The 24,357-nt window shown below is 70.0% G+C and carries 21 protein-coding genes; 11 read left to right on the top strand and 10 right to left on the bottom strand.

Translation table 11 applies throughout. The annotated features are described in order from the left end of the window. A partial coding sequence (locus ACN6LM_RS31665; RefSeq protein WP_445068855.1) for an oxidoreductase occupies positions 1–845 on the bottom strand: 845 nt, incomplete at its 3' end. Positions 846–945: 100 nt separating this feature from the next. On the opposite strand from ACN6LM_RS31665, the gene ACN6LM_RS31660 reads away from it, so the two are divergent. Beyond that, a complete protein-coding gene (locus ACN6LM_RS31660) occupies positions 946–1,941 on the top strand; it encodes an ATP-binding protein (RefSeq protein WP_445068854.1) in 996 nt (331 codons plus the stop codon). A 100-nt stretch (positions 1,942–2,041) separates the two neighbouring features. On the opposite strand, the gene ACN6LM_RS31655 is transcribed toward ACN6LM_RS31660, so the two are convergent. After that, complete coding sequence (locus tag ACN6LM_RS31655) at positions 2,042–3,370, bottom strand: hypothetical protein (RefSeq protein WP_445068853.1); 1,329 nt, start codon at positions 3,368–3,370, stop codon at positions 2,042–2,044. A gap of 283 nt (positions 3,371–3,653) precedes the next feature. Here ACN6LM_RS31655 and ACN6LM_RS31650 point away from each other — a divergent pair, with 283 nt between their 5' ends. From ACN6LM_RS31650 to ACN6LM_RS31625, 6 genes are all read left to right on the top strand, one after another. Next, positions 3,654–6,545 carry a bifunctional SulP family inorganic anion transporter/carbonic anhydrase gene (locus ACN6LM_RS31650; protein WP_445068852.1) on the top strand — a complete coding sequence of 964 codons (2,892 nt, stop codon included), beginning with the start codon at positions 3,654–3,656 and terminating at the stop codon, positions 6,543–6,545. A 185-nt stretch (positions 6,546–6,730) separates the two neighbouring features. Further along, positions 6,731–8,728, top strand: coding sequence for an acetate--CoA ligase (gene acs / locus ACN6LM_RS31645; RefSeq protein WP_445068851.1), 1,998 nt, complete (start codon positions 6,731–6,733; stop codon positions 8,726–8,728). A 223-nt stretch (positions 8,729–8,951) separates the two neighbouring features. Beyond that, positions 8,952–10,358 carry a Na+/H+ antiporter NhaA gene (gene nhaA / locus ACN6LM_RS31640; RefSeq protein ID WP_445068850.1) on the top strand — a complete coding sequence of 469 codons (1,407 nt, stop codon included), beginning with the start codon at positions 8,952–8,954 and terminating at the stop codon, positions 10,356–10,358. Between the two features lie 39 nt (positions 10,359–10,397). Further along, positions 10,398–10,928: a phage holin family protein gene (locus ACN6LM_RS31635; RefSeq protein ID WP_445068849.1), complete on the top strand. Its 531-nt coding sequence runs from the start codon at positions 10,398–10,400 to the stop codon at positions 10,926–10,928. Next, positions 10,925–11,869 carry an alpha/beta fold hydrolase gene (locus ACN6LM_RS31630; protein ID WP_445068848.1) on the top strand — a complete coding sequence of 315 codons (945 nt, stop codon included), beginning with the start codon at positions 10,925–10,927 and terminating at the stop codon, positions 11,867–11,869. Before ACN6LM_RS31635 ends, ACN6LM_RS31630 begins: the two co-directional genes overlap by 4 nt. Before the next feature lie 106 nt (positions 11,870–11,975). Then, on the top strand, positions 11,976–12,179 hold the full coding sequence (locus ACN6LM_RS31625; protein ID WP_073966437.1) for a hypothetical protein: 204 nt from the start codon (positions 11,976–11,978) through the stop codon (positions 12,177–12,179). Positions 12,180–12,215: 36 nt separating this feature from the next. Here ACN6LM_RS31625 and ACN6LM_RS31620 read toward each other — a convergent pair whose 3' ends face one another. The 3 genes from ACN6LM_RS31620 to nth all read right to left on the bottom strand — a co-directional run bounded on the left by ACN6LM_RS31620 (position 12,216) and on the right by nth (position 15,224). Further along, on the bottom strand, positions 12,216–13,421 hold the full coding sequence (locus ACN6LM_RS31620) for a MarP family serine protease (RefSeq protein WP_445068847.1): 1,206 nt from the start codon (positions 13,419–13,421) through the stop codon (positions 12,216–12,218). Between the two features lie 88 nt (positions 13,422–13,509). Beyond that, complete coding sequence (locus ACN6LM_RS31615; protein ID WP_445068846.1) at positions 13,510–14,223, bottom strand: NUDIX hydrolase; 714 nt, start codon at positions 14,221–14,223, stop codon at positions 13,510–13,512. Positions 14,224–14,285: 62 nt separating this feature from the next. Next, a complete protein-coding gene (nth, locus tag ACN6LM_RS31610) occupies positions 14,286–15,224 on the bottom strand; it encodes an endonuclease III (RefSeq protein ID WP_445068845.1) in 939 nt (312 codons plus the stop codon). Between the two features lie 253 nt (positions 15,225–15,477). Here nth and ACN6LM_RS31605 point away from each other — a divergent pair, with 253 nt between their 5' ends. After that, positions 15,478–16,152 (top strand): Crp/Fnr family transcriptional regulator, encoded by a 675-nt coding sequence (locus ACN6LM_RS31605; RefSeq protein ID WP_014046869.1) that lies wholly within the window; start codon positions 15,478–15,480, stop codon positions 16,150–16,152. A 50-nt stretch (positions 16,153–16,202) separates the two neighbouring features. Here ACN6LM_RS31605 and ACN6LM_RS31600 read toward each other — a convergent pair whose 3' ends face one another. The 4 genes from ACN6LM_RS31600 to ACN6LM_RS31585 form a co-directional block, all read right to left on the bottom strand. After that, positions 16,203–17,033, bottom strand: a complete 831-nt coding sequence (locus ACN6LM_RS31600; protein ID WP_445068844.1) for an MBL fold metallo-hydrolase — start codon at positions 17,031–17,033, stop codon at positions 16,203–16,205. Further along, a complete protein-coding gene (locus tag ACN6LM_RS31595; RefSeq protein ID WP_445068843.1) occupies positions 17,030–17,989 on the bottom strand; it encodes an NUDIX hydrolase in 960 nt (319 codons plus the stop codon). The genes ACN6LM_RS31600 and ACN6LM_RS31595 overlap by 4 nt, the downstream gene beginning before the upstream one ends. A gap of 122 nt (positions 17,990–18,111) precedes the next feature. Further along, positions 18,112–18,582, bottom strand: coding sequence for a RidA family protein (locus ACN6LM_RS31590; RefSeq protein ID WP_445068842.1), 471 nt, complete (start codon positions 18,580–18,582; stop codon positions 18,112–18,114). Next, entirely contained in the window at positions 18,582–18,740 is a 159-nt protein-coding gene (locus ACN6LM_RS31585; protein ID WP_003991873.1) for a DUF4177 domain-containing protein, read from the bottom strand. Before ACN6LM_RS31585 ends, ACN6LM_RS31590 begins: the two co-directional genes overlap by 1 nt. A gap of 82 nt (positions 18,741–18,822) precedes the next feature. On the opposite strand from ACN6LM_RS31585, the gene ACN6LM_RS31580 reads away from it, so the two are divergent. Both ACN6LM_RS31580 and ACN6LM_RS31575 read left to right on the top strand, forming a co-directional pair. Beyond that, on the top strand, positions 18,823–19,812 hold the full coding sequence (locus tag ACN6LM_RS31580; protein ID WP_445068841.1) for an ArsA family ATPase: 990 nt from the start codon (positions 18,823–18,825) through the stop codon (positions 19,810–19,812). After that, entirely contained in the window at positions 19,809–21,140 is a 1,332-nt protein-coding gene (locus ACN6LM_RS31575) for an ArsA family ATPase (protein WP_445068840.1), read from the top strand. Before ACN6LM_RS31580 ends, ACN6LM_RS31575 begins: the two co-directional genes overlap by 4 nt. Positions 21,141–21,184: 44 nt before the next feature. Here the strand turns inward: ACN6LM_RS31575 and ACN6LM_RS31570 are convergent, their stop codons facing one another. After that, a complete protein-coding gene (locus tag ACN6LM_RS31570; RefSeq protein WP_203601634.1) occupies positions 21,185–21,538 on the bottom strand; it encodes a WhiB family transcriptional regulator in 354 nt (117 codons plus the stop codon). Positions 21,539–22,057: 519 nt separating this feature from the next. On the opposite strand from ACN6LM_RS31570, the gene ACN6LM_RS31565 reads away from it, so the two are divergent. After that, the gene (locus ACN6LM_RS31565) at positions 22,058–24,301 is read left to right on the top strand and encodes a transglycosylase domain-containing protein (protein ID WP_445068839.1); all 2,244 of its coding nucleotides are present in this window, start codon (positions 22,058–22,060) and stop codon (positions 24,299–24,301) included. Positions 24,302–24,357 lie beyond the last annotated feature (56 nt).

The following is a 24,357-nucleotide window of genomic DNA, read 5'->3' as shown; positions in this document are numbered from 1 at the left end:
TGGGCGCGCGGCGATCCGTGTGATGCGGCGCCGCGCTGCAGTGCCTCGCACACCGCTGTCGATTCCCTGACTCCGAGTTCCGTCGAGCTTCCGCAATGCTTGATCCAGGCGGCCACACCCGCCGGCGTGCCGGACAGGTAGCCGTCGAAGGCAGCCGCGTAGGCCTCCCACCCCTGCTCGGCATGCCCGACTTCTGCCGGGCAGATCGACTTGGGATCGAGCCCGCTTCCGACCAGCACGATCCGCTCCGCCGTCCGTGCCACCAGGCCGTTGTGCGAACCGAAGGGGCGCAGCGCCAGCAACTCTCCGTGAACTACGGCGGCGGTCACCAGAGCGGGCGCCTCACTCCCCGAAAGGATGATCCTGCTGAGACCGTCCAGCCGCCCCGCGACCTCGTCCGCGTCCGGCAGCGGGGCTTCGATCAGGGGCTCGTCCACCGGCTCCCCCGCAAGCCGGGGCCGCCCGACCGCGTCCTCCGGGGCGGCACTGCCCGCCGCCACCAGGTGAAGCCGAGCCAGCACCCGCAACGGTGACTGTCGCCAGATGGAGAGAAGCTGCCCCGCCTCCGCGGTCAGGCGAAGCGCGGCACCGACCACACGCGCCTCGTCGTCACCGCTGAAGTCGGTGCGTCGGCGCACCTCTTCGAGGTTCCAGTCCGCGCCGGAAAGAGCAGCCGATCCGCGTGCGCCTCGCAGAGCGGCCTCCGCGGTGACTTCGTTGCTGCGGCGGCGCATCACGCGGTGGCCGTAGACACGGTCCACCGCCTTGCGTACGGAGTCCACCGCGTCGGTCACGCCCGGCAGAGCGCCCAGAGCGACGAGCGGATCCGAGGAAGTCGTACTCATAAGTAGCGAGGCTACGCGCCCCCTGCCCGCCCACCGGCCGGGAGTGGCCTTCTTCACGAAACCAGAACGCATAGCAATCAATCAGCTACCCTAGGTGAACATGAAGATCGCTTTCGTAGGGAAGGGCGGCAGCGGAAAGACCACGCTGTCCTCGCTCTTCATCCGCCACCTCGCTGCCAATGAAGCCCACGTCGTCGCGGTGGACGCCGACATCAACCAGCACCTCGGAGCCGCGCTGGGCCTCGACGAGGACGAATCCGCGGCGCTGCCCGCGATGGGTGCCCAGCTGTCACTGATCAAGGAGTACCTGCGCGGCAGCAATCCGCGCATCGCTTCGGCCGAGACGATGATCAAGACGACGCCGCCGGGCGAAGGCTCCCGCCTCCTGCGCGTGCACGAGGACAACCCGATCTTCGACGCCTGTGCCCGTACGGTGCGGCTCGACGACGGAGACATCCGGCTGATGGCCACGGGGCCGTTCACCGAATCTGACCTGGGCGTGGCGTGCTACCACTCCAAGGTCGGCGCGGTCGAGCTCTGCCTCAACCACCTCGTGGACGGCCCCGACGAGTATGTGGTGGTCGACATGACCGCCGGTTCGGACTCCTTCGCCTCGGGGATGTTCACCCGCTTCGACATGACGTTCCTGATTGCCGAACCGACCCGCAAGGGCGTCTCCGTGTACCGCCAGTACAAGGAATATGCACGGGACTTCGGCGTGGATCTCAGGGTGGTCGGGAACAAGGTGCAGGGCGAGGACGACCTGGACTTTCTGCGCTCCGAGGTGGGCGACGACCTGCTGGTGACGGTCGGCCATTCCGACTGGGTGCGAGCCATGGAGAAGGGCCGGCCGGCACGCTTCGAGCTGCTCGAGGCAGACAACCGGATGGCCCTGCAAGCCTTGCAGAACGCGGCGGAGGACTCGTACGAGCGACGGGACTGGGGCCGTTACACGCGCCAGATGGTGCATTTCCACCTGCGGAACGCGGAGAGCTGGGGGAACGAGAAGACCGGGGCCGACCTGGCCGCACAGGTCGACCCCGGCTTCGTACTGGACGAGCGCTTCATCCACGCGCAAGCGCCCCAGCCCGCGTGAGCGACTGAGCTCGCGGCAGGCCACGGCGGCACCGTGGCTCCGACGGGCGCTTCGGACGGCGCCGGGCGTGTCTCCCGCCCGGCGCCCGGAGCCACCGGATCTAACGACCGGCCGGATTGCCCGCGGCCGCGGCCGGGGCCTTCGAGGCCGGCTGCTCCCGCGCCACGCCCGCCCTGAAGAACGCCGGCCAGCCGGCTTCGGGCGCCTGGCCGACCTTCAGCGTCCGGAGCTTCGCCAGGGTCGCCGGGTCCTGGGCGTCGAGCCAGTCCGCCAGCTGCCGGAACGAGACGCAGCGCACGTCCTTTTTGGTGCAGACCGCAGCGATCGTCTGCTCGATGGCACGCATGTACGTGCCCCCGTTCCAGGACTCGAAGTGGTTGCCGATGATCAGTGGGGCGCGATTGCCGTCATACGCGCGATCGAACGCCTGGAGCAGGCCGTCACGCATCTGGTTTCCCCAGTACTCGTGCTTGTCGGGGTCTCCCTGCGTCGTTCCGGACTGGTTGAACATGAAGTTGTAGTCCATCGACAGCGTCTCGAAGTCGCGCCCCGGGACCGGCACCAATTGCATGGAGAGGTCCCAGACACCGTTCTTCTTCCGGGGCCACACCTGATCGTTGACACCACTGGAGTCGTAGCGGAACCCCATGGTGCGTGCCGCTGCCACCATGTTCTTCTGCCCCTCCAAGCAGGGGGTACGGCCGCCGACGAGTTCCTTGTCGTAGTCGAAGGGCAGCGCCCTCTCGTCCTTGAGGACCGGGTCGTTGGTCTTCCAGCCCTTCACGAATGACTTGGCCTGGCTGATCTCGCTCTTCCACTCCTCGACGGACCAGGTGCCTACGCCGCCGTCCTTGCCGCAGAAGTGTCCGTTGAAGTGGGTGCCGATCTCGTTGCCGTCCTGCCAGGCCCCTCGGAGCTGGGTCAGGGTGTCGCGGATGCCCTCGGTGTCGTTGAAGCCGATGTCGGAAGCGCCTGCGTTGTGCTTGGGCGGGTCGTACTGGGCCCGCTTCCCCTCCGGCAGCAGATATACGCCGCTGAGGAAGTACGTCATCGCGGCGTCGTACTTCTTGCCCACCTCTCGGAAGTGCGAGAAGAGCCGCTGACTGTCCTCGCCCGCCCCGTCCCACGAGAACACCACGAACTGCGGGGGCTTCTGGCTCGACGTCAGGCGCTCCACAGCCGGCTGCTCGGGCTGAACACCCGTAAAGGCGGTGGAACCATCGCCAATGGCCCGGAACACCCGTTTGGGCGCAGCCTCAGCACCCTTCTTCTTCTCTCCCGCGGCGCCGTTCACGGCCCCGAGGCCGGAGCGCTCCGCGCCGGGACCGGCCCCGGCGCATCCCGCCGCACCCACGACCAGTACGACGGCCATGACGCCCAGGCCGAATCTCTTCCTGGCGTCCATCGCCTTCTTCGCGGCGGCCATCATCCGCCCACCTCTTTCTCGCAGGTAGCTTGCGCCGGGTGCCGACACGGCGCCGCCAAAGTCGCACGCACGGTCCAAGAGCCAGCACGACAGGCCGAATGAAAAGCTGACTATTCACTGGAATGGGTGGCCGGATGGCCCATTTGCCCTCAATCCTGGACACGGCTCTTTACTCTCCATTACTGTCTGTTTACCGAGAGTTGAGATATCCCGCCGCTGCATGCCATGACCCAACGGCCGCGTCATCGAGTTCCTCGACCGCGCTGCCCAGGAGGAGACGGGAAATATGTCTGCCTGCGTACCCACTCGCCACGAACACTCGTCCCGCAGTTCGCGCCCCTCCCGGTCCTCGGGAGTGAAGCGCCCACACAGCCCGCCCCCGCCGCCGCGCGGCGGACGGTTCCGCATCTCGGGCGCCGATGTATCCGCGTCCATCACTGTCTTCCTGCTCGCCATCCCCATGTCGCTCGGTCTTGCTGTGGCCATGGGGGCCCCTCTGGAGGCGGGTCTCATCTCCGCCGCAGTCGGCGGCATCGTCGCCGGACTCCTCGGCGGCACCCCCCTGCAGGTCTCCGGCCCGTCCGCCGGACTGACCGTGGTCACCGCAGAGACGATCCAGGTGTACGGGTGGCGCACCACCTGCGCCATCACGATCGGGGCGGGTCTGCTTCAGCTCGCGCTCGGCTCACTGCGAGCGGCCCGCAGCGCACTCGCCGTCAGCCCCGCCATCGTCCACGGCACGCTCGCAGGCATCGGCGTGGCCATCGCGCTCGCTCAACTGCACATCGTGCTGGGTGGTTCACCGCAGAGCTCGGCGATCTCCAACGTGCTGCATCTTCCCGATCAACTGGCACGTGTCAGTCCCGCCGCCCCATTGATCGGCGCGCTCACCGTAGCCGTCCTCGTCCTGTGGCCCCTGCTGCCCGGACGGACCGGGCGGTTCCTGCGCCGGGTTCCGGCGGCCCTGGCCTCCGTGGGTCTGGCCACGGCCGCGGCCGCGTGGGCGGCACCGTCGATCGCCCGGGTCGATCTGCCCTCCTGGCGTTCGCATGCCCTGCCCGAGATGCCGCACGGTCCGGTGCTCGGCCTGGCTACGGCCGTGTTCACGATGATGCTGGTCGCCAGCCTGGAGTCACTGCTCGCCGCTGTCGCCGTGGACAAGCTGGCCGCCGACCGCAGCCGTGCACACTCGGCGCATTCTCCCGCGAGGACCGGAAAGGTACGGAGCGACGAGAGGGACGAGGAGCGCGAGAACGGCGGCCCCGCTCCCGCCCCCGGAAGGATCACCACCCTCACCGGCCCGGACAGCGCCGAGCGGCCCGCTCCACCCCTGCTCAAACGCTCCGACCTCGACCGGGAGCTACGTGCTCAAGGCGTCGCCAACGCGGTGTCCGGTCTGCTCGGGGGACTCGCGGTCTCCGGTGGAGCTGTGCGCAGTTCGGCGAACGTCAGAGCCGGGGCGACCGGCCGCGCGTCCACCGTGCTGCACGGCGTATGGATTCTGGTCGCATCCGGCCTGCTCGTCACCGTGCTGGAACGCATCCCGCTGGCCGCGCTGGGAGCGCTGGTGATGATGGTGGGCCTCAAGATGGTGAGCCTGGCGCATATCCGCAATGTCCATAAGCACCGGGAGTTCCTGGTGTACGGCGCGACCATCGCCGGGGTGCTCGTCGCCGGTGTCCTCAAGGGCGTGGCCATCGGCATCGCCGTGGCAGTTGCCGTCGCTTTGCACCGCCTGGGCCGGACCCGGATCTCGGTGTCCGAGCAGAACGGGCAGCATCTCGTGCTCGTACGCGGCCAGTTGACCTTCCTGGCCGTCCCACGCCTCAGCCGGGTCCTGGGGCGGCTCCCCCAGGACGCCGATGTGGTCGTGGAGCTGGACGGCTCGTTCATGGATCACGCCGCCTACGAGACGATCCAGGACTGGAGCAACGCCCATACGGCCCACGGCGGCCAGGTGGCGTTCGCCGGGAGGGCGGGCGGCAGGATCGCCGAGCCCGCCGCGGCAGCGCACTCCTGCTGTCGGCCCTGGACCCCCTGGCGCAACCACCACTGCCACGACCAGCCCGAACACGCCCCTCCCCCGGAGGCCGGCGCGAGTGCTTCCGCGACCGAGGCCGAGGAGCACACGGCGAGCACCCCGGGTGTGGTCCACCCGCCGAGCGCCGCCCACACGGCCGGCACGGCAGCAGCCTCCGCCGGGATCGCCACCGCCGTCAGCCCGGCTCCGGCCAGTGCTACTTCCGCCTTCGCCCCACCTCACACCGGCCCCGGCCCCAGCACCGGCTCCGCCGCGCCACCCGAGCCCGCCCCACCTCTCCAGCAGCCCCCATCCCCCTCACGGACCCGGACCACCGCGCCCGCCACCCCCGCCGCCTCCTCCCCCTCCCCTCCCGCACCCCCCACCCCGCACGCGGAGCGCCCCGCTCAAGCCGCCTCCGCCCAGCAGCGCGCATTCGCCCGCCGCCCCTCGCGCGCAGCCCGCGATCACCGGCTGGTCAGGGGGCTCAGCTCGTTCCAGCGTGATACGGCGCCCCTGGTCCGGGCGGAGCTGGCGCGACTCGCCAGAGAGGGCCAGCGTCCCTCACAGCTCTTCATCACCTGCGCGGACTCGCGTCTGGTGACGAGCATGATCACGGCCAGCGGCCCGGGCGACCTGTTCACCGTGCGGAACGTCGGCAACCTGGTGCCACCTCCCGACGCCGAAGAGGGCGACCACTCGGTGGGAGCCGCGATCGAGTACGCGGTGGACGTGCTCGGCGTCGAGTCCATCACCGTCTGCGGCCATTCGGGCTGCGGTGCCATGAACGCGCTGCTGGGCGCCGCACCGAAGGCCCCGGACACGTCGCTGTGGCGCTGGCTCCGGCACGGGCTCCCCAGCCTGGCCCGGGTGGCCTCGGCAGGCGACACCCCGGCCCGGCTCTCCGGGCGGCTGTCGGCCGACGCGGTGGAGCAGCTCTGCCTGGCCAACGTCGTCCAGCAGCTCGACCATCTACGGGCCCACCCATCGGTGGCGCGCCGGGTCGGCGACGGCACCCTCCAGCTCCACGGCATGTACTTCCACGTCGCCGAGGCCCAGTCGTATCTGCTGGACGAGAGCGCCGAGAGCGGCACGGCCGAGGTGTTCGACCCGATCACGCCGGTGTACCCGGCCGAGCCGGCCCGTACCGACGCCTGAACCTCAGGCACCTCGGATCCGTAGGACCTAGTGATCCCGCTTCCGTTTCGGAGCGCGCCCGCACCGGAGGTTTGCGTCACCGTGCCGCTACGGCGTGGAGGCGGGATCATGCCTCTATACACGAGACACAGGTCTAAACCAATTCCGGGCAGACACTTGTCACCCGGCCTCGGGACTGATGAGCTATGCCCCGGGACACAACGGACACCCTGGGACTGGGAGAAGTCGTGAGCAACGAGAGCCTTGCCAACCTGCTTCGGGAAGAGCGGAAGTTCGCTCCGCCTGCCGAGCTGGCCGCCAACGCCAACGTCACCGCAGAGGCGTACGAGCAGGCCGAAGCGGACCGGCTGGGCTTCTGGGCCGAGCAGGCCCGCCGCCTGACCTGGGCCACCGAGCCCACCGAGACCCTCGACTGGAGCAACCCGCCCTTCGCGAAGTGGTTCGCGGACGGCGAGCTCAACGTCGCGTACAACTGCGTCGACCGTCACGTCGAGGCGGGCAACGGCGACCGGGTCGCCATCCACTTCGAGGGCGAGCCCGGTGACAGCCGCGCCATCACCTACGCGGAGCTGAAGGACGAGGTCTCCCGCGCCGCCAACGCTCTCACCGAGCTCGGTGTCGGCAAGGGCGACCGCGTCGCCGTCTACCTCCCGATGATCCCGGAGGCCGCCGTCGCGATGCTGGCCTGCGCCCGCATCGGCGCCGCGCACTCGGTGGTCTTCGGCGGGTTCTCCGCCGACGCCATCGCCGCCCGCATCCAGGACGCGGACGCGAAGGTCGTCATCACGGCCGACGGCGGGTACCGCCGCGGCAAGCCCTCCGCGCTCAAGCCCGCGGTCGACGACGCCGTCTCCCGCATCGACAGCGTGGAGCACGTCCTGGTGGTCCGCCGTACGGGCCAGGACACCGCGTGGAACGAGGGCCGCGACGTCTGGTGGCACGAGATCACGGGCCGCCAGTCCGCCGAGCACACGCCCGAGGCGTTCGAGGCGGAGCAGCCGCTGTTCATCCTGTACACGTCGGGCACGACCGGGAAGCCCAAGGGCATCCTGCACACCTCCGGGGGTTACCTCACCCAGGCGGCGTACACCCACCACGCGGTCTTCGACCTCAAGCCGGAGACCGACGTCTACTGGTGCACCGCCGACATCGGCTGGGTGACCGGGCACTCGTACATCGTCTACGGCCCCTTGGCCAACGGCGCCACGCAGGTGATGTACGAGGGCACCCCCGACACCCCGCACCAGGGGCGCTTCTGGGAGATCGTCCAGAAGTACGGGGTCACGATCCTCTACACCGCGCCGACCGCGATCCGTACGTTCATGAAGTGGGGGGACGACATCCCCGCCAAGTTCGACCTGTCGTCCCTGCGCGTCCTCGGTTCGGTCGGTGAGCCGATCAACCCCGAGGCCTGGATCTGGTACCGCAAGCACATCGGCGCCGACAAGTGCCCGATCGTGGACACCTGGTGGCAGACCGAGACCGGCACGATGATGATCTCGCCGCTGCCCGGCGTCACCGAGACCAAGCCGGGAAGCGCCCAGCGCGCCCTGCCGGGCATCTCCGCGACCGTCGTGGACGACGAGGCCAACGAGGTCCCGAACGGCGGAGGCGGCTACCTGGTCCTCACCGAGCCGTGGCCGTCGATGCTCCGCACCATCTGGCGCGACGACCAGCGCTTCCTCGACACCTACTGGTCCCGCTTCGAGGGCAAGTACTTCGCCGGCGACGGTGCCAAGAAGGACGAGGACGGCGACATCTGGCTGCTCGGCCGGGTCGACGACGTCATGCTGGTGTCCGGGCACAACATCTCGACCACGGAGGTCGAGTCGGCGCTCGTCTCGCACCCGTCGGTCGCCGAGGCCGCCGTGGTCGGCGCCGCCGACGAGACGACCGGCCAGGCCATCGTCGCCTTCGTCATCCTGCGAGGCACCGCGACCGCCTCCGACGAGCTGGTGGCCCAGCTGCGCAACCACGTCGGGGCGACGCTCGGCCCGATCGCCAAGCCGAAGCGCATCATGCCGGTGGCCGAGCTGCCGAAGACCCGTTCCGGCAAGATCATGCGTCGTCTGCTGCGCGACGTCGCGGAGAACAGGGCGCTGGGCGACGTCACGACCCTGACCGACTCCTCGGTCATGGACCTGATCCAGAGCCAGCTGCCGTCGGCCTCCTCCGAGGACTGACACCGACACACGATCGCGAAGGGCACCCGGCAACGCGCCGGGTGCCCTTCGCGCCCTTACGGTGAGATCACCGCTCCCAAGCATCCTGACCGCCACGTCCCGCGGGTACAGTGGCAGCCGATCGACAACACGATAGGAAAATCTTCACAGGGGTGCCGGGAAGTCTGGTCGGCAAGTGCATCAGCCATGCCATCGCTGCCGTACCGACCCGGAGGTCTACCCCGTGGCCACGCCCACCCCCGCACCCCCCGGCCCGCGCCGCACCTTCCTGGGGCGGCTGCCGCTCCCCGAGCGCAACTACGTCGCCGACGCCCTGCGTACGGAGACCGTCGGGGGCGTCATCCTGCTGGTCGCCGCCGTGGCCGCGTTGGTGTGGGCCAACACCGCGGGTTCGAGCTACTCGGCCGTCAGCCACTTCCACATCGGGCCCGAAACCCTCGGTCTGCACCTCTCCGTGGAGCACTGGGCCGCCGACGGGCTGCTCGCGATCTTCTTCTTCGTCGCGGGCGTCGAACTCAAACGCGAACTCGTAGCCGGAGAACTGCGTGATCCGAGGGCCGCGGCGCTCCCCGTGGCCGCCGCGCTCTGCGGCATGGCGGTCCCGGCGGTCGTCTACACCCTGGTGAACGTGTTCGGCGATGGTTCGAGGGACGGCTGGGCGGTCCCCACCGCCACGGACATCGCCTTCGCGCTCGCCGTTCTCGCCGTCATCGGTGCCTCGCTGCCCTCCGCGCTCCGGGCCTTCCTGCTGACGCTCGCCGTCGTGGACGACCTCTTCGCGATCCTCGTCATCGCCATCTTCTTCACCGATGACATCGACTTCCTCGCGCTCGGCGGTGCCTTCCTCGGCCTGGGCCTCTTCTACCTGCTGCTCCGCCTCGGCGTACGCGGCTGGTACGTCTACGTGCCGCTCGCCCTGGTCATCTGGGGGCTGATGTACAACAGCGGCATCCACGCCACCATCGCCGGCGTCGCCATGGGGCTGATGCTGCGCTGCACCCGTCGCGAGGGCGAGGAGCACTCACCCGGTGAGCGCGTCGAGCACTTGGTGCACCCGCTGTCGGCGGGCTTCGCCGTGCCGGTCTTCGCTCTCTTCTCCGCCGGGGTCTCCCTGTCCGGCGGCGCGGTGGCCTCAGTCTTCGACCAGCCGGAGACCCTCGGGGTCGTCCTGGGCCTGGTCGTCGGCAAGACCATCGGCGTCTTCGGCGGTACGTGGCTGACCACCCGGCTCACCAGGGCCGAGCTGAACAAGGACCTCGCCTGGGCGGACGTCTTCGCGATCGCCAGCCTCGCCGGCATCGGCTTCACCGTGTCCCTGCTGATCGGTGAGCTCGCGTTCGCCGGTGACGACGACATGATCAACCGGGTCAAGGCGTCGGTTCTGCTCGGCTCCCTCATCGCCGCCGTACTCTCCGGTGTACTGCTCAAACTCCGGGTACGCAGATACAGGGCACTGACCGACGCCGAGGAACTCGACGAGGACGGTTCCGGAGTGCCGGACGTCTACGAGCAGGACGATCCGGCGTACCACCTGAGGATGGCCGCGATCCACGAGGAGAAGGCGGCCGAGCACCGCCGCCTTGCCCGACTGGCGGGGGCAGCGAGCGACAGGCCGGACAGTCCGGCATGATCTGACATCGGACGTGTTGAACAGGAGAGGGAGTCAGGGATGAGCGACCCCGGCAATTACGCGGGCAGCGCCGACCGCAGTCTCGGCCAGTTGGTCGCGTCGGCGACAGCCGAACTGTCGGCGCTGGTGCACGACGAAATCGCCCTGGCCAAGGCCGAGGTGCGGCAGGACGTCAAGCGCGGCGTCATCGGCAGTGTGGCGTTCATCGTCACGGGCGTGCTGATCCTGTTCGCGATCCCGGTGCTGAGCTTCGCGGCCGCGTACGGCATCCACAACCTGGGGCTGGGCCTCGCCTGGTCGTTCCTGATCGTGGGCGGCGCGTTCATCCTGCTGGGCGTTCTTCTCGCGCTCTTCGGCTACGCGAAGATCAAGAAGGTCAAGCCGCCGGAGAAGTCCATCGCCTCCGCCAAGCAGACCGCCGCCGTCCTTCAGGGCGTCAAGCCGCACCCGCGCCCCGAGACCTCGGCCGACGCGTTCCTCCCGGTGGGCGGAAGCACCCGCTCCGACCGGGCCATCGAAAGCGCACCGGTCCAGGACGAGGCGTCGGCTGTGGCACGCTCATCCACATGAGCGCTCCCGCACCGTCCGCACCGGCCGGCGGCCCCGTCCGCCTCGACGGCCCCTGGACCCACCGGGACGTCGCGGCGAACGGCGCCCGCTTCCACATCGCCGAGATGGGTGAAGGGCCCCTGGTCCTCCTCCTGCACGGCTTCCCGCAGTTCTGGTGGACCTGGCGCCACCAGCTGCCCGCCCTCGCCGAGGCCGGTTTCCGGGCCGTGGCGATGGACCTGCGCGGGGTGGGCGGCAGCGACCGCACCCCCCGCGGTTACGACCCCGCCAACCTGGCGCTCGACATCACGGGTGTGGTCAGGTCCCTCGGCGAGCCGGACGCGGCCCTCGTCGGCCACGACATGGGCGGCTACCTGGCCTGGACGGCCGCCGTCATGCGCCCGAAGCTGGTGCGCCGGCTGGTCGTCTCCTCGATGCCCCACCCACGGCGGTGGCGCTCCTCGATGCTCTCCGACTTCGCGCAGTCCCGGGCCGGTTCGTACATCTGGGGCTTCCAGCGGCCCTGGGTGCCGGAGCGTCAGCTCGTCGCCGACGACGGCGCCTTGGTGGAGCGGCTGATCAGCGACTGGGCGGGTCCGGGCAAGACGGAGTTCCCCGACGAGGCGACGCTGGGCGTCTATCGGCGGGCCATGACGATCCCCTCGACGGCGCACTGCTCGGTCGAGCCGTACCGGTGGATGGTGCGCTCGCTGGCGCGCCCGGACGGCATCCAGTTCAACCGGCGCATGAAGCGGCCCGTTCGGGTGCCGACCCTGCACCTGCACGGTTCACTCGATCCGGCGGTCCGCACCCGCAGCTCCGCCGGGTCCGGCGAATACGTCGAGGCGCCCTACCGTTGGCGACTTTTCGACGGTCTGGGTCACTTCCCCCATGAGGAGGACCCGGCGGGGTTCTCGGCCGAACTCATCAACTGGCTCAAGGACTCCGAGCCGGATCGCTAGCCGTTCCGGCACACGTGGCCTACGAACAGCCACGTGCCCGGCGCATAAGCCAATTGGCTGACGGATAGGCGGTTACGGACCATGAGGCACGGGCAGACGTCCGGGTATGGGCTGGACGCACGACTTCGGTGACGCAGCACGCAACCGTCGCTCGACCGCCACGGCGGTTCCGGGCATTCATGAGGGGGACGGCCTTCAGGGCCGGGTGCACGCTTTGCACGTCATGCATGATCCTCGGCTCGGCATCTCCCGCATCCTCCGCCGCAGGGCCCGCTGGGTCTCGGCGCGGCTGCGCCATCCCCGTAACTGACGCGCCGACGGTCCCGCACGGGCCGTCCGGCGAACTTCAGAGCGCGCATCCCTGGCTGTCGACCTGCTGGCCGGCGGCACGGCCCTGCGTGATGTCGTCGCGGATCTCGTCCGCCGTCAGCGCGTAGCCCGTGTCCGGGTCGTCGAGCGACTTCGCGAACACGACTCCGTACACCTTGCCCTCGGGGGTCAGCAGCGGGCCGCCGGAGTTGCCCTGGCGGACCGTGGTGTAGAGCGAGTACACATCTCGGCGGACCGTGCCCCGGTGGTAGATGTCGGGGCCGTTGGCGTCGATGCGGGCGCGGACGCGCGCGGAGCGCACGTCGTACGAGCCGTTCTCCGGGAAGCCCGCGACGATGGCGCTGTCGCCCGTCTCCGCGTCGCTGTCGGTACCGGTGAACTGCAGCGGCTTCACATCGAGGTCCGGGACGTCGAGTACGGCGATGTCGCGCTGCCAGTCGTAGAGGACGACCTTCGCGTCGTACAGGCGTCCCTGGCCGCCGATCTGCACGGTCGGCTCGTCGACGCCGCCGACGACGTGGGCATTGGTCATCACCCGGCGGTCGGAGAACACGAACCCGGTGCCTTCGAGGACCTTGCCGCAGCTCGGGGCCGTACCCACGACCTTCACGATCGACTGCTTGGCGCGCGCGGCGACGGGGCTGCCGACGAGCGCCGGGTCGGGGGCGCTGACCTCGGTGATGGGTTCGTTGGCGAACGGGCTGAAGACCTGGGGGAAGCCGTTCTGCGCGAGCACCGAGGAGAAGTCCGTGAACCAGGTGGACGCCTGGGGCGGCATCACCCGGGAGACGCCCAGCAGGACCGAGGAGTTGCGGACCTCCTTGCCCAGCGTCGGCAGCGAGGTGCCCGCCAGGGCCGAACCGATCAGCCAGGCGACGAGCAGCATCGCCACCACGTTGACGAGGGCGCCGCCGGTCGCGTCCAGGGCGCGCGCGGGCGACCACGTGATGTGCCGGCGGAGTTTGTTTCCCAGATGGGTGGTGAACGCCTGGCCGACCGACGCGCACACGATCACGATGACGACCGCGACGACGGCCGCGGTGGAGGAGACCTCCGAACCGTCCGTCATCTGGTCCCACAGGACCGGCAGGAGGTAGACGGCGACGAGACCGCCGCCCAGGAACCCGATCACCGACAGGATGCCGACGACGAACCCCTGGCGGTAGCCGATGACCGCGAACCACACGGCTCCGGCCAGCAGCAGGATGTCCAGCACGTTCACCGTCTATAGCCTCGCAGATTCGTCACCGGGCCCGTACGTCTCCGTGGTCCGGACGGTCCCGGATCGGCGGAGTACGGAAGTCAGCCTGTCATGCGCGCCAGTCGAGCGGCACCTGCCTGGCTCTGTCCCACGGGCGTTCCCAGCCCGCGAAGTGCAGAATCCGGTCGATCACGCCGGCCGTGAATCCCCAGACGAGTGCTGATTCGACCAGGAATGCCGGACCCCGGTGACCGCTGGGGTGGACGGCCGTCGCCCGGTTGGCCGGGTCCGTGAGATCTGCCACGGGGACCGTGAAGACCCGCGCCGTCTCCCCCGGGTCGACCACCCCGACCGGGCTGGGCGTCCGCCACCAGCCGAGCACCGGCGTCACCACGAAGCTGCTCACCGGGATGTAGAGACGGGGCAGCACGCCGAAGATCTGCACCCCGCGCGGATCGAGGCCGGTCTCCTCCTCGGCCTCGCGCAGAGCGGCCCTGAGCGGTCCGGTCGTCGCCTGGTCGCCGTCCTCGGGGTCGAGCGAGCCACCGGGGAACGAGGGCTGGCCGGGATGGGAGCGGAGGCTTCCGGCCCGCTCCATCAGCAGCAGTTCGGGGCCCCGCGCGCCCTCGCCGAACAGGACGAGCACGGCCGACTGGCGCCCCGCGCCGTCCTCCGGCGGCAGGAAGCGGCTGAGCTGCTGCGGCCGCACCGTGCGCGCGGCACGCGCGACGGGATCGAGCCAGTCCGGCAGCCCCTCCTCCGAAACCATGGCCGCAGGGCCGTCCGGCCCACCGCGCTCCGTGCCGGTCTCATGCGTCTTCATAGGCACCCCTCCGTCTCACAACGCCCGTCGTCCCGCGATTCGTTCCGCAGCGGCGGTCCGCGTCAGCCGGCGCCCAGGGGAGGTGCCGGGCTTCCCGGGTAGTCCGGCGGCGGGCTCAGCCGCTGGCCCGGCTTGCCGCCCATCTCGTACTTCAGGAGCTTGCGGGCCTTCTCCGGGTCCGTTTCGCCCTCACCGTACGACGGGCACAGCGGGGCGATCGGGCAGGCACCGCAGGCGGGCTTGCGGGCATGGCAGACGCGGCGGCCGTGGAAGATGACGCGGTGCGAGAGCATGGTCCACTCGCTCTTGGGGAAGATCGCCGCGACCTCCGCCTCGACCTTCTCCGGGTCCTCCTGCTCGGTCCACTTCCACCGTCGGACCAATCGCCCGAAATGGGTGTCTACGGTAATTCCTGGCACTCCGAAGGCATTGCCCAGCACCACATTGGCCGTCTTGCGGCCGACCCCGGGCAGCTTCACGAGATCCGCGAGCTTCCCCGGCACCTCGCCGCCGAAGTCGTCGCGGAGTGCGGCGGACAGGCCGAGGAGAGACTTCGCCTTGGCCCGGAAGAAGCCGGTCGGCCGGATGAGCTCCTCCAGCTCCTCCGGAACCGCGGCGGCCATGTCCTCCGGGGTGGGATAGGCGGCGAAAAGGGCGGGCGTCGTCTGGTTGACCCTCAGGTCGGTGGTCTGGGCGGAGAGAACCGTGGCCACGAGCAGTTCGAACGGATTCCGGAAGTCCAGCTCCGGATGGGCGTACGGGTAGACCTCGGCGAGTTCGCGGTTGATCCGGCGGGCGCGGCGCACCATGGCCAGATGCGATTCCGGCCGCCCCGGCTTCTTCTTCGGCGCGGCGGCTCCGGACGCCCCGGCCTCCGCCGGCTCCGCCCGCCTGGCCGAGCCGGGACCGCCGGTCCCGCCGGACCGGCTCTTCGCCGCTCCGGAGCTGCTTTCCGCCGTTTTCTTCAGCTTCTTCCCCTTGCCCGCACCCTGTTCGCCCACAGCGGAATCATGGCCCTCCGACACCCCATCAGCCCCCTTGGCCTGCGCTCTCACCGGCAATCCGGACACCCGGCCAGCCTAGAACGCGGCACTGACATCCGCCCCGGTCACGGGTGATCCGCCCCCAATCGGCCCCCTGCCGTGCCCCTCGGCACGCGCGTGCGTCAAACTGGTTTGTGATTGATCGCACTGTTTTACCGTCCGGCATGATGGGGACCACGGTTCCCTGAACAGGCCGACAAGGAGAGAACTCGTGGACGACGTTCTGCGGCGCGCCCCGCTTTTCGCGGCGCTCGATGACGAGCAGGCCGCGGAGCTCCGCGCCTCGATGAGTGAGGTGACCCTCGCGCGCGGTGACGCGCTGTTCCACGAGGGTGACCCCGGCGACCGCCTCTATGTGGTCACCGAGGGCAAGGTGAAGCTCCACCGCACCTCCCCCGACGGCCGCGAGAACATGCTGGCGGTCCTCGGCCCCGGCGAGCTGATCGGTGAGCTCTCGCTCTTCGACCCGGGCCCGCGCACCGCCACCGCCACCGCGCTGACCGAGGTCAAGCTCCTCGGCCTCGGCCACGGCGACCTGCAGCCCTGGCTCAACGCGCGCCCCGAGGTGGCCACGGCCCTCCTGCGTGCCGTCGCCCGGCGCCTGCGCAAGACCAACGACCAGATGTCCGACCTGGTCTTCTCCGACGTGCCCGGCCGCGTCGCCCGCGCCCTCCTGGACCTGTCACGCCGCTTCGGCGTCCAGTCCGAGGAAGGCATCCACGTGGTGCACGACCTGACGCAGGAGGAGCTGGCCCAGCTGGTCGGCGCGTCCCGCGAGACGGTCAACAAGGCCCTGGCCGACTTCGCCGGCCGTGGCTGGCTCCGGCTGGAGGCCCGCGCGGTGATCCTCCTGGACGTGGAGCGGCTGGCCAAGCGGTCGCGCTGACCCGCCGTCGTGAGGGGCCCCACCGGCATCGGCGGGGCCCCTCACGCATGTCAGATCAGCCCGTGCTCGGCCAGGTAGTCCAGCTGCGCCCGCACCGACAGCTCCGCGGCCGGCCACAGCGAACGGTCCACGTCCGCGTAGACATGGGCCACCACCTCGGACGAGGTCCGGTAGCCCGATTCCACCGCGGTCTCCACCTGGGCCAGCCGGTGCGCCCGGTGGGCGAGATAGAACTCGACCGCCCCCTGCGCGTCGTCCAGCACCGGTCCGTGGCCGGGCAGCACCGTGTGGACCCCGTCGTCCACCGTCAGCGAGCGCAGCCGCCTCAGCGAGTCGAGGTAGTCCCCGAGCCGCCCGTCCGGGTGCGCCACCAACGTCGTCCCGCGTCCGAGGATCGTGTCGCCGGTCAGCACCGCCTGATCAGCCGGAAGGTGGAACGACAGCGAGTCCGCCGTGTGGCCGGGCGTCGGCACCACGTACATCTCCAGGCCGCCGGTCGTGATGACGTCGCCGGTTCCCAGGCCCTCGTCGCCGAGCCGCAGCTCCGGGTCGAGCGCGCGCACCTTGGTCCGGGTCAGCTCGGCGAACCGCGCCGCGCCCTCCGCGTGATCGGGGTGGCCGTGGGTGAGCAGCGTCAGCGCGACCCGGCGGCCCGCACGCTCGACGGTGTCGATGACGGCACGCAGATGAGCCTCGTCCAGCGGGCCGGGGTCGATGACGACCGCCTGGTCCGCATCGGGCTCGGCGACGATCCACGTGTTGGTCCCGTCCAGCGTCATGGCCGAGGGGTTCGGTGCCAGGACGTTGACCGTACGGGCCGTGGCGGGACCGGACAGCACCCCGCCGCGCGGCTGCCCGGGCAGCGCCGCCGCGTCGCTCATGCCGCACCGCCTTCCGCGCGGGGCGCCTCGGCGACGCCGGAGGGCTCCCCACCGGATTTCATCCCCGCGGGCGTTCGGTCCGTTCCGGTGGTGGGAACGTGCTTGGTGAACTCCTCGTGCCCGGGCCAGCTCAGCACCAGCTCGTCACCGTCCAGACGGGCCTGCGCGAGTACGGGGGTGAGGTCCTGGTCCGACGCCGCCTCCAGCGCCTGCGCGGCGGTGGCGCACGGCCGCAGTGCCCGCAGCGTCGCCACGGTCGGCGGCATCATCAGCAGCTCGCCCCGGTCGTATCCGTCGGCCGCCTCGCCCGGGGTGATCCACACCGTGCGGTCGGCCTCCGTCGAGGCGTTCCGGGTGCGCTGGCCCGCGGGGAGCGCGGCGACGAAGAACCATGTGTCGTACCGGCGCGGCTCGAACTCCGGCGTGATCCAGCGCGCCCACGCGCCGAGCAGGTCCGAGCGCAGCACCAGCCCGCGCGCCTCCAGGAAGGCGGCGAACGACAGCTCCCGCGCGACCAGCGCCGCGCGGTCCGCCTCCCAGTCGTCGCCGGTGGTGTCGGTGACGACGGTCTCCGGGGTCGGACCGGCCAGCAGGACCCCGGCCTCCTCGTACGTCTCGCGTACCGCGGCACAGACGATCGCCTGCGCCTCGGCCGACGTGCCGACGCCCAGACGGCGCGCCCAGGTCTCCAGCGCGGGCCCGGCCCAGCGGACGAGCCGGTCGTCGTCGCGCGGGTCGACGCCGCCACCCGGGTAGGCGTACGCCCCTCCGGCGAAGGCCATCGAGGTGCGCCGGCGCAACATGTGGACGGCGGGCGCGCCCCCGGTACCGGTGGCGTCGTCCCGGAGCAGCATCACGGTGGCGGCCCGCCGGGGCTCGGCGGCCGTCAGTTCGCCTGCGGCGAGGGCCCTGATCCGGCCGGGCCATTCCGGGGGGTACCACTGACCATTGGACATGGCCGGAGGCTATCCGGAACCGCGTCGATGTTCGAGGGGTCCCCGGATCCGTACGGGGCACGTACACACGAGATCCCGCCCGGCCTCACGGCCGGACGGGATCAGGGCGGAGACGGTACGGATCAGACTCCGGTCAGCTCGACCTGGATCTCGACCTCGACCGGCGCGTCCAGCGGCAGCACGGCGACACCCACAGCGCTGCGGGCGTGCACGCCCTTGTCCCCGAGGACCTCGCCCAGCAGCTCGCTCGCTCCGTTGATCACACCGGGCTGGCCGGTGAAGTCGGTGGCCGAGGCGACGAAGCCGACGACCTTCACGACCCGGGCGATCCGGTCCAGGTCGCCCGCCACCGACTTCACGGCGGCGAGGGCGTTCAGCGCGCAGGTCTTCGCGAGCTCCTTGGCCTCGTCGGCCGTGACCTCGGCGCCGACCTTGCCGGTCACGGCCAGCTTGCCGTCGACCATGGGCAGCTGGCCGGACGTGTACACGTACACCCCGGACTGCACGGCCGGCTGGTACGACGCCAGCGGCGGCACGACGGCCGGGAGCGGCAGTCCGAGCTCGGCCAGCTTCGCCTCGACGGTGCCCGCCACTACTGCTTCTCCCGCTTCAGGTACGCCACGAGCTGCTCGGGGTTGTTCGGGCCGGGAACGACCTGGACCAGCTCCCAGCCGTCCTCGCCCCAGGTGTCCAGAATCTGCTTGGTCGCGTGCACGAGAAGGGGCACGGTCGCGTATTCCCACTTGGTCATGGCCCGACTGTAATGCCTGCGCAATCCAGGGCACGCGCAGCCTCGTGCGTAGCCTGCGGTGCGACTGGTTAGGCTCGAATACGTGAGCAGGTTCCAGGTCGTCAGCGGCAAGGGCGGTACCGGTAAGACCACGGTCGCCGCCGCCCTCGCGCTCGCCCTCGCGGCCGAGGGCAGGCGCACCCTCCTCGTGGAGGTCGAGGGCAGACAGGGCATCGCCCAGCTCTTCGAGGCGGATTCCCTCCCTTACGAGGAGCGCAGGATCGCCGTCGCTCCGGGCGGCGGCGAGGTCTACGCCCTCGCGATCGACGCGGAGCTGGCGCTCCTCGACTACCTCCAGATGTTCTACAAGCTCGGCAGCGCGGGCCGGGCGCTCAAGAAGCTCGGCGCGATCGACTTCGCCACCACCATCGCGCCCGGTGTGCGGGACGTCCTGCTGACGGGCAAGGCGTGCGAGGCGGTCCGCCGCAAGGACCGGCAGAACCGGTTCGTCTACGACTACGTGATCATGGACGCCCCGCCGACCGGCCGCATCACCCGCTTCCTCAACGTGAACGACGAGGTGGCCGGGCTCGCGCGAATCGGCCCGATACACAATCAGGCGCAGGCCGTGATGCGGGTGCTGAAGTCCCCGGAGACCGCGGTGCACCTGGTGACGCTGCTGGAGGAGATGCCGGTCCAGGAGACCGCGGACGGCATCGCGGAGCTGCGCGCCGCCGAGCTGCCGGTGGGCCGGGTCATCGTGAACATGGTGCGCCCGCAGCTGCTGGACGGGGACGCGCTGCGCGCCACGGTGGGCGGACGGCGCAAGGAGATCGCCAAGACGCTGACGCGGGCGGGCGTGACCGGCGCGGCGGGGCTCGTACGCCCGCTGGTCGAGCAGGCCGCCGAACACTCCCAGCGGGTCGCGCTGGAGCGCGAGCAGCGCACCGTGCTGGCCGGGCTGGGCCTGCCGGGGTACGAGCTGCCGCTGATCGGCGAGGGGGTGGACCGGGCCGGGCTCGACCACCTGGCGGCCGCACTCCGCGACCAGGGCGCGGGCCGAGCGGGATCCGGACGAGGGGCGGGTGCATGACAGCGCGCACGAAGACGGGGGCGGGCGAAGGTACGGGGTCGGGCGCACCCGATCCCGTACCGGCTCTGGACGCCGACGCCCTGATCGACGACCCGGGCGTCCGGATCATCGTCTGCTGCGGTTCCGGCGGCGTCGGCAAGACGACCACCGCCGCCGCCCTCGGGGTGCGGGCGGCGGAGCGCGGCCGCAAGGTCGTCGTCCTCACCATCGACCCGGCCCGCAGACTCGCCCAGTCCATGGGCATCGACTCGCTGGACAACGTCCCGCGCCGGGTGAAGGGCATCGAGGGCTCCGGTGAGCTGCACGCCATGATGCTCGACATGAAGCGGACCTTCGACGAGATCGTCGAGGCGCACGCGGACGGCGAGCGGGCCCGCGCGATCCTGGAGAACCCCTTCTACCAGTCCCTGTCGGCCGGCTTCGCGGGCACGCAGGAGTACATGGCGATGGAGAAGCTGGGGCAGCTCCGGTCGCGGGACGAGTGGGACCTGATCGTCGTGGACACTCCGCCGTCGAGGTCCGCGCTGGACTTCCTGGACGCCCCCAAGCGTTTGGGTTCGTTCCTGGACGGGAAGTTCATCAAGCTGCTGATGGCCCCGGCGAAGATGGGCGGCCGCGCGGGGATGAAGTTCCTCAACGTGGGCATGTCGATGATGACCGGAACGCTGGGGAAGCTGCTGGGCGGTCAGTTCCTGCGCGACGTACAGACGTTCGTCGCCGCGATGGACACCATGTTCGGAGGCTTCCGTACCCGGGCGGATGCCACGTACAAGCTCCTTCAGGCGCCCGGTACGGCGTTCCTCGTCGTCGCTACGCCGGAGCGGGACGCCCTGCGCGAGGCGGCGTACTTCGTGGAGCGTCTGGCCGCGGAGGCCATGCCGCTCGCGGGGCTGGTGCTCAACCGGGTCCACGGCAGCGATGCCGCGCGTCTCTCCGCCGAGCAGGCGCTCGCCGCCGCGGAGAAGCTCGATGCAGAAAATCTTGAGACCGACGGCATTGTGGATCAGGCGGCAGGGAAGGCTGGACTTCGTGAGCCCGCCGACTCCCCCACGGACGGGCACGCACCCACCACGGACGCCGGGCCCCGGCCCGACAGCGCGGCAGCCGTCACAACCGAAGAACTGGCCGCGGGCCTGCTCCGTCTGCATGCCGAGCGGATGCAGGTGGTCGCGCGCGAACAGGACACACGCGACCGCTTCACCGCGCTGCACCCCGAGGTGGCCGTGACCGCCGTGGCCGCGCTGCCCGGAGACGTCCATGACCTCTCGGGCCTGCGAGCCATCGGGGACCGCCTCGCGACCGGTTCCGCACCGGCCGGAGCTGTCTAGCCCCTCGTCCCACGTAAGCCGTACAACGTACGGACCGCCAAGGGCTAGCCGACGGCGGCGAACGTCTCGTGCAGCTCCTCGCTGTCCTCCAGCCCGATCGCCACGGGCAGGATGCCCGAGGAGCGCTCGTACTCGCTGCGGGCGGTCTCCAGCAGCCGGCGCCAGGACGTCACCGTCGGCCGCCTGCGCAGCAGCGCGCGGCGCTCCCGCTCGGTCATCCCGCCCCACACGCCGAATTCGACGCGGTTGTCCAGAGCGTCAGCCAGGCACTCGGTCCGCACCGGGCATCCGGTGCACACCGCCTTGGCCCTGTTCTGCGCTGCCCCTTGTACGAACAGTTCATCCGGATCAGTAGTGCGGCAGGCTGCCTGCGCACTCCAGTCGGTTACCCAGCCCATCCCGGCGCCGTCCTCTCCCGAATCGAGGCTCCCCCACGGCGGCAGCGGCATATTCACCGCTGCCAGTTGAGGACGTTACGGAAGGTGGCGACAGCACAACACCCCCTTCGGGCCCAATCTTGAATGGCCCGAACGGACTATGCGTATACGGCAGATCACCCAGGGGAGTGAGCTGGGGACATGCGGGACTATCCCGTCAGAATCGGGACAGTCCACCAGAACCACATCGGACGTTCGGTGACACACGGGGCGAATTCGGGAGCGCCGGGCGCGTGGCCGGATCGTGCACGGGGGTTGATACGGAACCGGACTGCTGTGACAGTTGAGAGCAGCTTAGGCCAAGGCATATCCGTGTGTCCGGCGAATGGGAACGTAGCCGCCTCACGTCGCCATGCCACCAGGTCCAGCAGCCGCGGCGCGGCAACCACGCCGGATCCGAATGTCACGGTCCGGTACGCGAACGCTCCGATGGACCCCCGGTCCTACGGAACGCTCATATCTACGGATTAGGCTGCCCCCATGCCAAAGAAGCGCTCGGGCGGGGGTCTCACCACGACCCAGCAGGCCGCCAAGTTCCTCGGTGTCGCCGCACTCTCCGGAGTCGTCCTGGCGGGCATCGCGCTGCCGGCGGCCGGAGCACTGGGCCTCGCGGCCAAGGGGACGGTCGACGGGTTCGACGAGATCCCGGCCAACCTGAAGACCCCGCCGCTGAGCCAGCGCACCAAGATCCTCGACAGCAAGGGCGGCCTGATCGCCACGGTCTACTCGCGCGACCGCACGGTGGTGCCGATCACGAGCATCTCCCCGTACATGCAGAACGCGATCATCGCGATCGAGGACGCCCGCTTCTACGAGCACGGTGCGGTCGACCTCAAGGGCATCCTGCGCGCGCTGAACCGCAACGTTCAGGCGGGCGGTACGGCGGAAGGCGCCTCCACCCTCACCCAGCAGTACGTGAAGAACGTCTTCGTGGAGGAGGCCGGCGACGACCCGGCCAAGGTCGCCGAGGCCACCCAGCAGACGCTGGGCCGCAAGGTCCAGGAGCTGAAGTACGCGATCCAGGTCGAGGAAGAACTCGGCAAGCGGAAGATCCTGGAGAACTACCTCAACATCACCTTCTTCGGGCAGCAGGCATACGGCGTCGAAGCGGCCTCGCAGCGCTACTTCTCCAAGTCGGCGAAGGACCTGAAGCTGGAGGAGGCGGCGCTGCTCGCCGGGATCGTGCAGTCGCCCAGCCGCTACGACCCCATCAACGACACGGAGGAAGCGACCAAGCGGCGCAACACCGTGCTCCAGCGCATGGCGGACATCGGCAAGATCTCGCAGAAGCAGGCGGACAAGGCCCAGGAGACGCCGATCAAGCTGAAGGTCAAGCGACCGCGGAACGGCTGCATCACCGCCGTCAGCGGCGCCGGGTTCTTCTGCGACTACGTCTCGAAGATCGTCAAGAGCGACCCGGCCTTCGGCAAGACCGCGAAGGACCGCGCCAAGCTGTGGGCGACCGGCGGACTGACCATCAAGACGACCCTGGACCCGCGGTCGCAGGCCGCGTCCAACGAGGCCGCCGTCTCCCGGATCAACGAGGACGACAAGGTCGCCGACGCGGTCGTCCAGGTCCAGCCCGGCACCGGACGGATCCTGGCGATGGCCCAGTCCAGGCCGTACGGCCTCGACCCGTCCAAGCACCAGACCATGCTGAACCTCTCCGTCGACCACGCGATGGGCGGCAGCTACGCCGGCTTCCAGGTCGGGTCGACGTTCAAGCCGATCACCGCGGCGGCGGCGCTGGAGAAGGGCATCAGCCCGGCGCAGAGTTTCGACACCCCGCGCAAGATCTCGCTGCCGGCCGACTCCTTCCGCACCTGTGCGGGCGCACCCACGGACGACAAACCGTGGAGTGTGCAGAACGAGACGGAGTCGGAGAAGGGCATGTTCGACATGACCAGCGCGCTGGGCAAGTCGATCAACACCTACTTCGCGAAGCTGGAACAGAAGACCGGCCTCTGCGAGACGCTCGCGATGGCGAAGAAGGTCGGCTACGAACGCGGCGACAACAAGCCGCTGTGGGAGGTCGCCAACACCACGCTGGGCGGCCAGGAGTCGACCCCGCTGGCCATGGCCTCGGTGTACGCGACCTTCGCCAACCGCGGCACGTACTGCACACCGGTCGCGGTCCTCTCGGTCACCAAGCCGAACGGCAAGCCGCTCGACGTGCCGAAGTCGCGGTGCAACCGCGCGATGAGCGAGCACACGGCCGACACCATCAACCAGATGCTCAAGGGTGTCGTCGAGGACGGCACCGGCACGCAGGCCGGGCTCAGCGACCGTGACAACGCGGGCAAGACCGGAACCACCGACGAGCGCAAGAACGCCTGGTTCGTCGGCTATACGCCGAACCTGTCCACAGCGGTCTGGGTCGGCAGCGACGGCGCCCACCAGAACAAGATGATCAACATCGTCATCGGCGGCCAGTACTACGACAAGGTCTGCGGCGGCTGCCTCCCCGGCCCGATCTGGAGGACGGCGATGACCGGCGCCCTCAGCTCGTCCGAGACTCCTTCCTTCAACCCGGTCGACGTACCGCGGGCGAAGGAGAAGGAGGACAAGGAAAGGAAGCCGGACGGGGACAAGAAGAAGCCGGGCGACAACAAGCCCGGCGACGACAACAACCCGTTCCCCGGCATCAGCATCCCGCCGGACGTCCTCGGCGGGAACAACGGCCACGGCCGGGGCCAGAACGACGGTGGTACGAACGGCCCCTGACGGCCGATACGCAGACGAGGGCGGGGGGCTCCGGATCCTCCGGGCGTCCCCCCCTC

The sequence above is a fragment of the Streptomyces sp. SAS_281 genome, from assembly GCF_052542855.1.
The sequence above is the reverse complement of the archived record's forward strand: the minus strand, read 5'-3'. Positions and strand labels throughout refer to the sequence as shown.